This window comes from Streptomyces orinoci, from assembly GCF_003121295.1.
GTDB lineage: Bacteria > Actinomycetota > Actinomycetes > Streptomycetales > Streptomycetaceae > Streptomyces > Streptomyces orinoci.
In genome coordinates, this window is the sequence record NZ_PHNC01000008.1 from 283,319 (window position 1) to 297,519 (window position 14,201).

Below are 14,201 nucleotides of genomic sequence, written 5' to 3' on the forward strand. Positions count from 1 at the left end.
GGGAACGGGCGCCGACAGCCCGCCCATTCCGCCCGGTTGCGTTCTTGATCAAGCCTTTGCCGGGGAATTTCCCGGTACTCAGCCGAAGATGACGCTGTGCCCCAAGGTCCCGCCGAACACCACGGATTCGGTCGGCCGGACATCCGCCAGGAAATCCGTGCAGAAGAACCCCGAGTACACATGGGCCGTGGTGTCCGTCTGATTGGTGACGCTGGTGGCCGCGTCGTCGAAGACATAGCAGTTGCCATTGACCGGATTGACCACCGAGCCGTCCGAACCGTCGCGCATCCGGTAGGTCAGAAAGCCGTTGGCGGCCCGGGCTTCGGTGCTGAAGCCGGTGGTCAGGGCAAGGAGCAGGGCCGCGATCAGAGCCGGCCGGGCGGTACGCCGAAGGGCAGTACGTCGAAGGGCGGTACGTCGGAGCGAAAACATCGTGATCCCCTCTCCCGGGCGCAAAGCCCGTTCCCTGGGCGAGAGGTTCCGCTTGTGTCGAGATCCTTTGAAGACTCTTCACCCGATTGCACCCGAATGGAGCACACTTGGCGCATGGTCACCCGTATGGGTAATACACCTGGTCCGCCATCCGGGGGTATCCAAGTAGTGGCATTGCGATGGGGGCGCCATGACTGATCCCGCACCAAGTCCCGCACCAATCCGCGTTCTGCGCGGCACCGATCTCCTGGATCTCACCTTCTCCTTTCCCGGGCTGCGGATCGACGACCGATTTCCCGGGCCACGTCTTCTGGTCCCCGCCGGCCCCGGCCAGGACGCTCTGCTGGTGGTCACCTTTGGGCCGCAGCATGTGGTGGAGCACGCCTTCGCCGAGGAGCAAATCCCGCCCGAGGCAAGGGATTTGCCGGTTTCCTCGCTCATCGGCGGAAAGAGTGTGCTGGTCTTCGAGGTGGGGCCATCGGAATCGGTGGACTACTCCGAGGCGGGGCTGCTGGACGCCATGCGGCGCCTGCCGCTGCGGGTGGTGGACGCGGCCCGCGAGGCGGCGGCTCCCCGCACCCTTCGGCCGGTCCGGGTCCCGGAGCTCACTTGGGATGACCCCGCCCGTGCCCTGGCGCTGGTGCGGCTGCTGCGTATCACCGCCGAACTCACCGCCCGCGCCGGTCCGGAGGCCACCCTCGCCGCCGCCACCGCCGCCGGAGCGGTGATCGGGACGGTGGCGGACGGGCCGGGTGAGGCAGTGCAACTCCGTACCCCGGAGAACCCCTTCGCCGACCCCGCGCACCCCGCGACCGGGGTGGAACTGCCCTACCGGCTGGTGCTCTCCCCACCGGCGAGCGCCGCGTGGAGCCACACCACCGCCCTCGGCGAGCCCGCCCCGGGCGAACGCGTGGAGCTCTGGCACACCCGGCTCTCCGGCACCACCGCCCGTGTGGTGTGGAACCGCGACCGGGACCAGGACCCCGGCGCCCCCGAGGACTTCCGGATGCCACTGGACCCCGTCCACCGCGGACACCTCACCGACCTCACCGCCAATGACACCCTCACCACCCCCGAGGGGCAGCCGTATCACTCCAGCCCCGTGGGTGTGGAGAATCTGATGCTCTCGGCCGTCGGCGGCTGGCTGGACAGCCTGGGCGAGTGGCCGGTGCGCCCGGCGGGGATCGATCTCTCCCAGTGGCGGCACCGGGCCACCATGGGGCGGGACCACAGCGTACGGGTGGTGGACGAGGGATTCCTGTGCCCCTTTGGACACCGGGCGGCCCTGGTCACCGTCACCGAGCGCAAATTCACCGATGCCCGCGCCGCCTATCTCTTCCAACGGCAGTACATCCTGGTCCGCCAGCCCCTGCGCACCTATGACCCCAAGTCCCCGCTGCCCGCGGACGATTCGCCCACCGCCGACCTCACCAATCTGCTGTTCCCCTTCACCAGCGTGCGCATCGAGACCCTGGTGACACCCAATCTGCGCGATGTCCCCGCACAACCGGCCGCGTTCTTTCCCGAGACCGCCGCCGACCAGCCGTTTCCCTTCAAAGTCACGGCGGTTGACCATGCCGGGAAGCTGGTGGAGTTCCGCACCCCGCTGATGTTCGTCCCCGAGTCGCTCGGCACCGGCGATGAACTGGCCGACGTGGTCGCCGGCTACAACAACAGCTCACCCCCGCCCCTGGCAGCCGCCACCGCACCACCCCAGCTGACCAGCGCCGCCCTGGACGGCCAGACCGTGGCCCTGGCCCCGGCCGGCGCCCCCGATGACACCAGCGTCGATGTGGCCCATCTGGTGTGGCGCGTGGCCACGCCCCCGGGACTGTCCCAACCACCGCCCGGCGAGGCACGGTTCATCCCACAGCTGCACTGGGCCGAGGTCAGCCTGCCCTCCGCCGGCGCGCTCAGCGGCAGCACCACCACCGTCCCGGTGGCCTATGCCCGCCGCTACGCCCTCTCCGGCTTCGCCCAGAGCACGGTTCTCGCCCGTACCGCCAACACCGGTGAGGTCTTCCTGCAACTGCTGGCCACACAAAGCCTGGACTTCGCCGGACAGGGCGACCGCTGTGGCGCCCTGCTCAGCCCCGGCTTCGCCATCGCCGGAGTGTCCCGGCGGCTTGGACCGGTGGCCGGTACGGCCGCCGGCACCGACCCGCTGACGACCATCGCCAATGGCGCCTTCAGCCCGGCGGAGTTCTTCCGCGCGCTGGACGCCAATCTGCTGGGCGTGCTGTCGCTGGCCGATATCGTCCAGGCGGCCGGACTCGACCGGCCGCTGAGCGCCCCGCGCTTCTTCACCCAGAACGTCAGCGCCGTCACCTGCTTCCTCACCGACCTCGGACGGCTCGCCGACCAGCTCGACCGCGCGGCCGCCAACCTGCCCACCGCCGCCCGGCAGGTACGCGACACCGGACGCCAACTGGCCAGGACCATCGGCGACTATCTGGCCCAGCGACTGGCCGGCGCCACCGGCCCGGTCACCCTGGACCAGGTGGACTCCGCCTTCACCGCCTTCGCCGGCGCACTGGACACCCTGCTCAACGCCTCGCCGCCCGGGGCCGATCCGGGCCTGAGCACCCTGCTGGAGCGGGTAAGGGAACAGGTGGCCACCTGGAACGGCACGGCCGGACAGCTGATGTCCCTGCGGCAGGCGGTGCAGTCGGCGGCCTCCGGCGCCCAACTGCCGCAGACGGTCAACGCCCGGCTGGAGTGGACCCCGGACATCGGACCCTGGCCGGCCAGCGATCCGGTCTTCGCGCCCCGGCCCGACGGACGGCTGACCCTGATCGTGGACGTCCGCGGATCCCTGCGCCCCGATCTCACCGCCGGTGCCGACATCAGCTGCGCCCTGGAGAACTTCGATCTGGTACTGGTGCCGGAATTCCACGCCATGCGGCTGCACTTCCGGCATATCCGCTTCACCATGCGGGCCGGGCGCAAGCCCGATGTCGATGTGGCCTTCCAGGGCGTGGAATTCATCGGCCCGCTGGCCTTTGTGCAGACCCTGCGACAGCTGATCCCGGTGGACGGATTCAGCGATCCGCCCTCGCTCCAGGTCACCGCCGCCGGAATCACCGCCCGCTACGGTCTGCCGCTGCCCAGCCTGGCCATCGGGGTGTTCAGCCTGGAGAACCTGCGGCTGGACGCCTCCCTTGAACTCCCCTTCATCGGCGGACCGTTGAAAGTCGGCTTCGCCTTCTGCAGCCGGGAGGCGCCCTTCCGGCTGACCGTCTCCATGCTGGGCGGCGGTGGATTCTTCGGCATCGTGCTCACCGCGAAACGGGTCGCGGTCCTGGAAGCGGCCCTGGAATTCGGCGCCGAGGCCGCCATCGACTTCGGTGTGGCCAGCGGGAGTCTGTCGGTGATGGCCGGAATCTACTTCCGGCTGGAGACGGACACCGGACAGGCCCGGCTCACCGGCTACTTCCGGGCCCGGGGCGAGGTCGATGTGCTGGGCATCGTCTCCGCCTCCATCGAACTCTGCCTCGATCTCAGCTATGAACTCTCCAGCGGCACCGTCTTCGGCCGGGCCCGGATCACCATCGATGTGCATATCGGCTTCTGGTCGCAGTCCGTCACCCTGGAATGCGAAAGGCGCTTCACCGGCTCCGGCCCCGCGCCCGCCGCGCTGACCGCCGACCCCGTACGGCCGCCCGCCTACGCCGAGATGATGACCCCCTACCCCGACCCGGTCACCGGGGAACACCGGGACCCGGTCAGGGAATACTGCACCGCCTTCGCGGAAGTGAGCTGACCGCCATGCCCGAAACAATCCGCTGGACAGTGCTCCCCGACGGCATGGCGGCCGACGGCAGCCTCCGGCTGACCGTACTGGTCACCCCCCGCCTCACCGGCGCCACCACCCTGGCCGCCTTCCCCGGCTTCCTGGACTGGCCGGCCACCCTGGGCCGCTGTCTGGCCGCACTACGCCTGGAACTGCGGCCGCCGGACGCCACCGGCCCCGGCATCCAACTGCCCCTGACACCCCGGACGGACCGCTTCCCGCCCGCCGACAGCGCCCTCTGGAAGGCACTCTTCCGCGCCACCAGCACGGTGAGCCCACCGCCCCAAGCACCCGCCGCCCCGCCCGTACTGCGCTCCTTCCCGGGCCGGGCCGTACACCAGCGGACCCTCTCCCTGTACCAGGACGTGGCCACCGCCACCGCCTTCCGCCGGGCCTTCCCCGGCAGCGGCGGCGGAGGCGGCCAGGGCCTCTCCGACCCACAACCGCCGCCCAGTTGGGACCATCCCGACCCCCGTGACCTGCTGCACACCCTCACCCGGCCGCTGACCACCTTCGCCCGCCGGGTGGACGCCGCCTACCCCCGGCTGGACCCGCTGCTCACCGCCCCGCCCGGCAACCCCTTCCGCCCCAGGGTGATGCAGCGCTCCGACGCCGACTACCAGGCCAACCAGGCGGTGTTCAACCTCGCCGAGCTCTACCGCTTCTACGACCGTCCGCCCGCCCCGTCCACCGCCACCGCCGAACCGGCCCCCGCCGAACTGGCTCCCGCTGAACTGGCCCCCGCCGAATTGGACGTCCACACCGCCTGCGGACTGCTCGCCGACTACCCCGAACTGCTGCGCCGCTTCGGCCTGGCCGTGGACCTGCTGGCCGCCCCGCCACCCCAACTGTCCGACCAATGGCAGGCCCGGGCCACCTTCACCACCGCCCAGGACACCCTCAACCAGGACGAGACCCTGCGCCCCTGGACCCGGCTGCGCTACGCCGCCGGGCAGCGGTTCGAGGCATACGCCGCCGACGACGGACTCCATGGCCGCCGGATGCTGCGCCTGGGCGGCCCCGGCATCCTGCTCACCGACCTGGATATGGACGCCGCCGCCATCAAGCTGGTGGAGTTCGCCAGGACCACCACGGACCAGAGCCCGGTCACCGGCTCCGGCACCGCCACCCCCGCCCTGCACGGTGCCGGGCTCACCGTCCTGCTGGACGAGCGCGAGACCGTACTCGCCGACCAGATGGAGGCCGACGCCCGCCGGCTGGCCGGCACCTCCGCCGCCCTGCTGGACGCCCAGCACCTGGTGCGCGGCTACCGCGTCGATGTGGCAACGGTGGACGAGACCACCGGCCGGACGGCCGACTGGCACCCGCTGTGCGCCCGCACCGGCCGCTATGCCGTCCGCCGCCCCGGGGAAGCGCCCGTACCCATCACCGTGGCCCCGGACGAAGGCCAGGTGAAGGCCAGTGCGCTCAGCCACGACCGGGCCGATGACCGGCAACTCTATGTCCACCAGGCGCTGTTCGGCTGGCATGGCTGGAGCCTGGCCGCCCCGCCGCCCGGCCGCACCCTGGGCACCGACGACCGGCCCCGGGTGCCCGACCCCGAGGTATCCGCCGGCTTCCCGCTGGACGCCGCCTTCCGGCCCACCCCCGGCACCCTGCCCGCCCTGCGCTATGGCCGCACCTACCGGCTGCGCGCCCGCCTGGCCGACCTGGCGGGCAACGGACCGGACGCAGGGACCGTCACCGATGACAGCACGGCCACCGCGCCGCTGGCCTACCGGCGCTGGGAGCCCGTACCACCCCCGGCGATCGTCCCCAGGTGGCCGTTCCTGGAAGGGGAGTCGGAGCCCCGGCTGGTGATCCGCAGCACGATCCAGGACGACGGCACCCCCGTCTCCGCCACCCAGTGGGCGCTGCTGCGCAACCCCCAGGTGCCCGGCCACCAGGCGGTCACCCCGGTGGACGGCCTGGACCGGCGCTACCGCGACTTCGACGAACGCCACCTCAGCCCGCCCAAGTCCCCACTGCGCGCGGCCGAACAGCATGGCATGTTCGACACCGCCTTCGGCCCGGACAAGCCGGAGGAGGTACACCGGCGGTTCTTCGCCGCCGCCTCCCGGGAGGCCGGCAGCTATCTGGACACCGTGGTCAGCCTCCCGGAAAACCCCGATGTCACCCATGATCTGAAGTTCTTCCGGGAGATCCATGTCGCCAAGCTCGACATCCACGACCCCGAACCGCTCACCGAACTGCCGGTACCGCGCGGCAGCGGCCTCAAGCCCGGCGAATATGTGGTGCATGACGCGCCCCGGCTGCTGCTGCCCTATCTGCCCGATGTACTGGCCCGGGGCATCTCGCTGCGCGGCCTGCCGGGCGCCGCGCCCAATGAGACCTTTGACTTCCCCGGCCCCTGGCCCCAGGCCGAACCGCTGCGGCTGAGGATCGTGGAGGGCGACGGCCCACCGGAGTGGCAAGGGCCGCTGGAGCGGCAGCTCACCGTCTTCCTGCCCAAGGCGGAGACCGTCACGGTACGGATGAGCTGCCGGATGGACCCGGCGGACCTGCAACTGCTCGGCCAGTGGCGGCTGCTGACCGACTCCCCGCTGTGGAACGATCCGGCCACCGGCCTGCCGCAGGACAAGAAAGACGAACTGGCCGCCGCGGCCGCCGCCGGGGAGAACTGGATGCTCACCCCCTGGGCCGAGCTGACCCTGGTGCACGCGGTGGAAAAGCCGCTGCTGCCCCCGGAGTTGGGGCCGCTCGACTTCACCCGTGCCGAGGGACAGACCTTTGCAGGGGTCAGCGGTGTCGTCCACGCCCATGCCAAGAGCACCGGCCGGATCGATGTGGACGCCACCTGGAGTGAGTGGACCGATGACCCGGCCCAGCCCGGACCGGTCCGTACCCCCGGGCACGCCCATGCCGGCGACCTCACCCTGCAACCGGACGAGGACCAGCGGGTGTTGTTCCTGCGGCAGGAGTTCCGCGACACCCGCCACCGCGACATCACCTACACCCCGACCGCCACCACCCGCTTCCGCGAGTACTTCCACCCGGCGATCACCGACCAGCCCGCCCTTGTCACCCGAGTCGGCCCGGCCAGCCCCGGAGCGTCCGTCCGGGGCTGGCCGGTGCCCAGTTCACGCCGCCCCGAACCGCCGGTGATCAGCCACCTGGTGCCCACCTTCCGGTGGGAGCGCACCGCCGACCACGACCGGCACCAGGTCACCCATATCCGGCGGACGGCCGGAGTACGGGTCCATCTGCGACGCCCCTGGTTCTCCTCGGGCGATGACGAACTGCTGGCCGTGGTACTGGATCCCGGCGGCGGACTCCCCGACGAACTGGTCAGCCGCCGCGCCCCCGATCCGGTGTGGTCACCACCGCCCCCGCTGCCGCCGCTGACTCCCGACTCCTTCCCGGGCGCCACCCTCACCGCCACCGGCAGGCAGCTCGCCGAACCGGTGAACGGCCGGCCCGCCACCGTCTCGGTGGCCGCGTTCACCCCCGTCTACGACGCCCAACAGCGGCTATGGCACTGCGATATCGACATCGCGGCCGACCAGGGCCACAACGCGGCCTACTTCCCTTACCTCCGGCTGGCGCTGGCCCGCTACCAGCCGTACTCGGTGGACCCGCTCCATCTGTCCAAGGTGGTCCTCGCGGACTTCATCCAGCCGCTGCCGGAACGTACCGTCACCGCGGCGATGAACCCGGACGGTTCCATCGCGCTGACCCTGGACGGCCCCATGGCCTTCAACTCCCTTGGTTCCGGGGCGGGTTCCGGTCGCCGGGTCGCGGCCCGGGTGGAGATCCTGGCAGCACCCGGCGGCGACCTGGACTGGCAGGACACCGGAGCCGGAACCGAACTCACCTGTGTGCCAGCCGGTTCCGGCTTCACCTGGACCGGAACGCTGACCCCGCCCGCGCCCCCCGTGTCACCGCTGGCGCGCTACCGCCTGGTGGTGGAGGAACACGAGGTCTACGCCACGGACACGGAGACGGCCACCGCCACCGTTACGGGGCCCGGCGGCCGCCCGGTGCCGGTTGCCCACCGCCTGGTCCACGCGGACCAGTTCCCGCTGGCGGTCTCGCTGTTGGGCCGCATCGTCGTCGCGGAGGGGGCGCCCCCTCAGGGGCGCGGGACGGCTGATTGATATGCGGCGAGCGGCCCATACCCCGGGCCACGGGTTATGTGCGGGCCGTCTGTGGCTGGTCGCGCAGTTCCCCGCGCCCCTTACGGGGCGCCCCCTCAGGGCCACGGGGCATGTGCGACCAGCCCAGTGCGGCCCGCACATAACCCGCAAACAGAGGAACCCGGCAACCCCACTCAACTCATCCGCAACGCCAGGAAGAAGTCCAGCTTGTCCTCCAGCCGCGACAGATCGCGCCCGGTCAACTGCTCAATCCGCCCCACCCGGTACCGCAGCGTGTTCACATGCAGATGCAGCCGCGTCGCACAGCGCGTCCAGGACCCGTCCGACTCCAGGAACGCCTCCAGCGTGGGGATCAGTTCGGCACGGTGCCGCCGGTCATAGTCGCGCAAGGGGTCCAGCAGCCGCGCCGTGAAGGCCCGCCGTACATCGTCGGGCACAAAGGGCAGCAGCAGGACATGCGAGGCCAGTTCCTGGTGGCCCGCCGCGCTGACCCGCCCCGGCCGGGCCGCGGCCACCCGGCGGGCGTGCCGGGCCTCCTCCAGCGCACCGCGCAGCCCCTCCGCCGAGTGCACGGCGGCGCTGACGCCAATGGTCAGCCGGCCGTCGCCGTCCAGCCCCCGGGACAGCGGCTCACGGATCGCGGCCAGCAGGGTCTCCGCATGGAGCTCGGCCGTCCGCTCGCCCGCGGCGGGCCCTTCGTCCGTCCCGGTGACACCCGCGGCGTCCGGCGACGCGGCCAGCGCGTCAGAGGGCAGCGCACCCGCGGGCGACGCCCCCGCCGGCAGCGGCACCAGCGCCACCGCCTCATCCCCCGTATGCGCCACCGCGATCCGGTCGGAGGGCTCGGTGCCGGACGCGCCCGGGTCCACCAGCACCTCCTCCAGCAGGGTCTGGGCGACCGGCCCGCCGGGCAGCTCGCTGTCCGCCCACTCCACCCGGGCCACCACCACCTGCCAGTGCGGGGCGGTGCCCAGCCCGGGGAGCAGCACCGGCGCGGCCACCCGCAGCCGGGCGGCGGTCTCGGCGGGGGCGGCGCCCGCCTGCACCAGCTCCAGGACCTCCTGGGCCAGGCGGCGCCGCACGGTGCGGGCCGCGTCCCGCCGGTCCCGCTCCACGGCGATCAGCTGGGTGACGCCGTGCAGCAGGTCAAGCCGCTCGTCCGGCCAGTCCCCGGCGTCCGCCTCCACGGCCAGCAGCCAGTCGGACAGCAGGGTCTCCCGGGGGTCGCCGGAGGTGCGGCCGCCGCTGCGCACCGGGAACAGCGAATAGGTGTGGCCCTCGGCGAGAACCCGGTGCGGATCGGGCCGGCCGGCCCGTACGGCGGCCAGATGCTCGCCCGCCAGGGCCGCGCTGACCGCCGGGGGCAGCGCCGGTCCGGCGCCCGCCACCGTCGAGCCGGCGATCGGGCGGCCGGTGGGGGAGAGCACCCAGGCCCGCAGGTCCAGGTCGGAGCCCAGCAGGTCCAGCACCACCTCGGGGCCGCCGCCCGCCGGGCCGGAGGTCATCAGACGCCGGTGCCGGTCCACCACCGCCGCCAGGTCGCCGGCCCGCTCGCTGGAGACCTGGCGCACCACATGCTCGGTGATGGAGGCGAAGGAAACCGTTTCATCCACCGAGAACAGCGGCATCCGGTGCCGGGCGCAGGCCGCGATCAGATCGTCCGGGGTGGAGCTGATCTCCGCCTCACCGGCCGCCAGCCCGGCCACCCCGGCGGCGGCCAGGATGCGGACAAAGCGCTCGGAGTCCTCCGGCTCGCGCCGCCAGGCCAGCCCGGTGAGCACCAGCTCGCCGCCGGACAGATAGCGGCTGGGGTCGCGCAGATCGGTGGTCATCACGCCGCGTACGCTGCGGTCGAGTTCCTCCTCGCCGCCGAGCAGCCGAAGGCCCAGCGCGTCCGTCTCCAGCAGTGCGCGCAGCCGCATCGTGGGTCGCCGCCGATCTCTCTCGTGTTACCGGTGGGATGCCGGTGGAATGCCGTGGGGTTTCCACACCCCGTCTTTCGTTCGAATCTACAAGACCCTGCCCCTGGCCAGCCAACCGCTTCATGGTTTCGGTGACTGCACCCCCCTGCCGCGCCTGCCCTGTACTGGGCCCACGCCGCGTAGCCCCCCGCTGAGAAGAGACCAGCCATGGACTTCCTGCGCCCCGCCGGCTGGGCGGAGGCTCTGGCCGCCAAGGCAGAGCACCCCACGGCCGTGCCCATCGCGGGCGGCACGGATGTGATGGTCGAGATCAACTTCGACCACCGCAGGCCGGACCGTCTGCTGGACCTCAACCGCATCGGCGAGCTGTACACCTGGGAGACCGACGGGCCGGAGGTCCGGCTAGGCGCCGCCGTGCCCTACACCCGGATCATGCACGAGCTGCGCTCCGAGCTGCCGGGCCTGGCGCTGGCCGCGCACACCGTGGGCTCACCGCAGATCCGCAACCGCGGCAGCGTGGGCGGCAATCTGGGCGCCGCCTCCCCGGCCGGGGACTGCCACCCCGCCCTGCTGGCCGCGGGCGCCACGGTGGAGGCCGAGTCGGTGCGCGGCACCCGGCTGATCCCGGTGGAGGAGTTCTACACCGGCGTCAAACGCAACGCCCTGGCCCCGGACGAACTGATCCGGGCGATCCGCATCCAAAGGGCCACCGGGCCACAGCAGTTCGCCAAGGTCGGCACCCGCAACGCCATGGTCATCGCGGTCTGCGCGTTCGCCATGGCCCTGCACCCCGGGGAACGCACGGTGCGTACCGGCATCGGCTCCGCCGCGCCCACCCCCGTCAGGGCCCGTACCGCCGAGGACTTCCTCACCGCCGAGCTCCGGGACGGCGGCTACTGGGAGTCGGGACGGCCCCTGGAGCCGTCCCTGGCCGCGGAGTTCGGCCGGCTGGCCGCCGGGGCCTGCAATCCGATCGACGATGTACGCGGCAGTGCCGCCTACCGCAGGCACGCGGTCGGCGTGCTGGCCCGGCGCACCCTGGCCTGGGTCTGGGCGGAACACACCACGGGGGAGGAAAACCACCGATGCGCGTGAACCTCACCGTCAACGGCCGCCCACAGCAGGCCGATGACGTCTGGGAGGGCGAGAGCCTGCTGTACGTCCTGCGCGAACGGCTGGGCCTGCCGGGCTCCAAGAACGCCTGTGAACAGGGGGAGTGCGGTTCCTGTACGGTCCGCCTGGACGGCGTCCCGGTGTGTGCCTGCCTGGTGGCGGCGGGCCAGGCCGAGGGCCGGGAGGTGGTCACCGTCGAGGGACTGGGCGAGGGTGAACTGAGCGCCGTACAGCGGGCGTTCATCGACGCGGGCGCCGTACAGTGCGGCTTCTGCACCCCCGGCCTGCTGGTGGCCGCCGACGAACTGCTGGAGCACAACCCCCAGCCCTCGGACGCCGACATCCGCGAGGCGCTCTCCGGCAATCTGTGCCGCTGCACCGGCTATGAGAAGATCCTGGACGCGGTACGGCTGGCGGCCGCCCGCCGGGGAGAGGCGGGCTGAGATGAGGTCCACCGGCCTGACCCAACTCGGCGGCCGCATAGGCGAGTCCACCCCGCGCCCCGACGGCACCCTCAAGGTCACCGGAGAGTTCGCCTACGCCTCCGACCTGTGGCACGAGGACATGCTCTGGGGCTGCACCCTGCGCAGCCCGTACGCCCACGCCAGGATCCGCTCCATCGACATCGCCCCCGCCCTGGCCATGGCGGGCGTGCACACTGTGCTCACCCATGCCGACCTGCCCGCCGCCACCCGCTACGGCCTGGAGATCCAGGACACCCCCGTGCTCGCCGACGGCGTGGTGCGCCACCACGGGGAACCGGTCGCCCTGGTGGCCGCCGACCACCCGGAGACCGCCCGCCGCGCGGCCGCCAGGATCGTGGTCGAATACCAGCAACTCCCGGTGGTCACCGATGAGTCCAGTGCCACCGCCGAGGACGCGCCCGTCCTCCACCCGGACCGCACCGACCCGCACGCCGCGCATGTCCCGCACCCCAATATCGTCCACCGCCAGCCGGTGATCCGCGGCGATGTGGCGGCCGCCCGGCAGCGGGCCCATGTGATCGTCTCCGGCGACTATGAAGTCGGCATGCAGGACCAGGCGTTCCTCGGCCCCGAGTCCGGGCTGGCGGTGCCCGCCGAGGACGGCGGGGTGGACCTCTATATCGCCACCCAGTGGCTGCACGCCGACCTGCGGCAGATCGCCCCGGTGCTCGGACTGCCGGAGAACAAGGTGCGGATGACCCTCTCCGGGGTCGGCGGCGCCTTCGGCGGGCGAGAGGACCTCTCCATGCAGGCGCACGCCTGTCTGCTCGCCCTGCGCACCGGCAAACCGGTGAAGATGGTCTACAACCGCTTCGAGTCATTCTTCGGCCATGTCCACCGGCACCCGGCCAGGCTGCACTATGAGCATGGCGCCGACCGGGACGGCAGACTGCTCTTTGTCAAGGCCCGCATTGTGCTGGACGGCGGCGCCTATGCCTCCTCCTCCCCGGCCGTGGTCGGCAACGCCGCCTCCCTGGGCATCGGCCCCTATGAGGTGCCCCATGTGGACATGGAGGCGCTGGCCCTCTACACCAACAACCCGCCCTGCGGCGCCATGCGCGGCTTCGGCGCGGTACAGGCCTGCTTCGCCTACGAGGCCCAGATGGATAAGCTGGCCGCTGAACTCGGCCTGGGTCCGGTGGAGTTCCGGCGCCGCAACGCCATGTCCCAGGGCTCGGTGATGCCCACCGGGCAGCTGGTGGACTCCCCGGCACCGGTCGCCGAACTGCTGCGCAGGGTCAAGGCGCTGCCGCTGCCGCCGCCGCGCCAGTGGGAGACCGCCGGCGGCGCCCCGGATGTCCGGGCGCTGCCCGGCGGACTGTCCAACACCACCCATGGCGAAGGGGTGGTACGCGGCGTCGGCTATGCGGTCGGCATCAAGAACGTGGGCTTCTCCGAGGGCTTCGACGACTACTCCACCGCCCGGGTGCGGATGGAGGTCATCGGCGGCGAGCCGGTGGTCACCGTGCACACCGCCATGGCCGAGGTGGGCCAGGGCGGGGTGACCGTACACGCCCAGATCGCCCGTACCGAACTGGGCGTGGAACAGGTCACCATCCACCCCGCCGACACCCGGGTGGGCTCGGCCGGCTCCACCTCCGCCTCCCGGCAGACCTATGTCACCGGCGGCGCCGTCAAACACGCCTGTGAGGCGGTGCGCGAACAGGTGCTGGCGCTGGGCCGGGCCCGGTTCGGCACCTTCCACCCGGCCTGGGGCCAGGCCGAACTCCTGCTGGAGAACGGGAAGGTGGTCACCGACGGCGGCGAGGTACTGGCCCCGATCGCCGAAGTGCTGGGCGGCGAGGCGGTGGAGAGCGAACGGGAATGGCGGCACCGCCCCACCCAGCCCTTCGACCCGCACACCGGCCAGGGCTTCGGCCATGTCCAGTACTCCTTCGCCGCGCACCGCGCGGTGGTGGAGGTGGACACCGAACTCGGCCTGGTCAAGGTGATCGAACTGGCCTGTGCGCAGGATGTCGGCAAGGCGCTCAACCCGCTGTCGGTGACCGGGCAGATCCAGGGCGGGACCACCCAGGGGCTGGGGCTGGCGGTGATGGAGGAGATCGTGGTCGATCCGGCCACGGCGCGGGTGCGCAATCCCTCGTTCACGGATTACCTGATTCCCACCATCCTGGACACCCCCGCCATTCCGGTGGACGTTCTCGAACTGGCCGATGAGCATGCGCCTTACGGGCTGCGGGGGGTTGGCGAGGCGCCGACTCTCTCCTCCACTCCGGCGGTTGTGGCGGCCATCCGCCAGGCCACGGGCCTGGCGCTGAACCGGGTGCCGGTCCGGCCCGAGCACCTCACGGGCACCTGATCGCCGCCAAGGCCATCC

At 71.9% G+C, this 14,201-nt stretch carries 7 protein-coding genes; 5 read left to right on the forward strand and 2 right to left on the reverse strand.

The genetic code is table 11. The features are described 5' to 3' along the window. Positions 1-78 precede the first annotated feature (78 nt). Positions 79-432, reverse strand: a complete 354-nt coding sequence (locus CV755_RS06635) for a hypothetical protein (protein WP_109279218.1) — start codon at positions 430-432, stop codon at positions 79-81. A 190-nt stretch (positions 433-622) separates the two neighbouring features. On the opposite strand from CV755_RS06635, the gene CV755_RS06640 reads away from it, so the two are divergent. Together CV755_RS06640 and CV755_RS06645 are read left to right on the forward strand one after the other, a co-directional pair. Beyond that, positions 623-4,195, forward strand: coding sequence for a hypothetical protein (locus CV755_RS06640; RefSeq protein WP_109279219.1), 3,573 nt, complete (start codon positions 623-625; stop codon positions 4,193-4,195). 5 nt (positions 4,196-4,200) lie between these two features. After that, a complete protein-coding gene (locus CV755_RS06645) occupies positions 4,201-8,343 on the forward strand; it encodes a hypothetical protein (RefSeq protein WP_153068594.1) in 4,143 nt (1,380 codons plus the stop codon). Positions 8,344-8,516: 173 nt separating this feature from the next. Here the strand turns inward: CV755_RS06645 and CV755_RS06650 are convergent, their stop codons facing one another. Continuing rightward, positions 8,517-10,265: a PucR family transcriptional regulator ligand-binding domain-containing protein gene (locus CV755_RS06650; RefSeq protein ID WP_109279221.1), complete on the reverse strand. Its 1,749-nt coding sequence runs from the start codon at positions 10,263-10,265 to the stop codon at positions 8,517-8,519. Positions 10,266-10,472: 207 nt separating this feature from the next. Here CV755_RS06650 and CV755_RS06655 point away from each other — a divergent pair, with 207 nt between their 5' ends. From CV755_RS06655 to pucD, 3 genes are read left to right on the forward strand one after another with little or no spacing between them, the layout of a single operon-like run. After that, entirely contained in the window at positions 10,473-11,360 is an 888-nt protein-coding gene (locus CV755_RS06655) for an FAD binding domain-containing protein (protein WP_109279222.1), read from the forward strand. Continuing rightward, the gene (locus tag CV755_RS06660) at positions 11,351-11,821 is read left to right on the forward strand and encodes a (2Fe-2S)-binding protein (protein ID WP_109279223.1); all 471 of its coding nucleotides are present in this window, start codon (positions 11,351-11,353) and stop codon (positions 11,819-11,821) included. Before CV755_RS06655 ends, CV755_RS06660 begins: the two co-directional genes overlap by 10 nt. Position 11,822: 1 nt before the next feature. Continuing rightward, the gene (gene pucD / locus CV755_RS06665) at positions 11,823-14,183 is read left to right on the forward strand and encodes a xanthine dehydrogenase subunit D (protein WP_109279224.1); all 2,361 of its coding nucleotides are present in this window, start codon (positions 11,823-11,825) and stop codon (positions 14,181-14,183) included. The last annotated feature ends 18 nt before the right edge of the window (positions 14,184-14,201 follow it).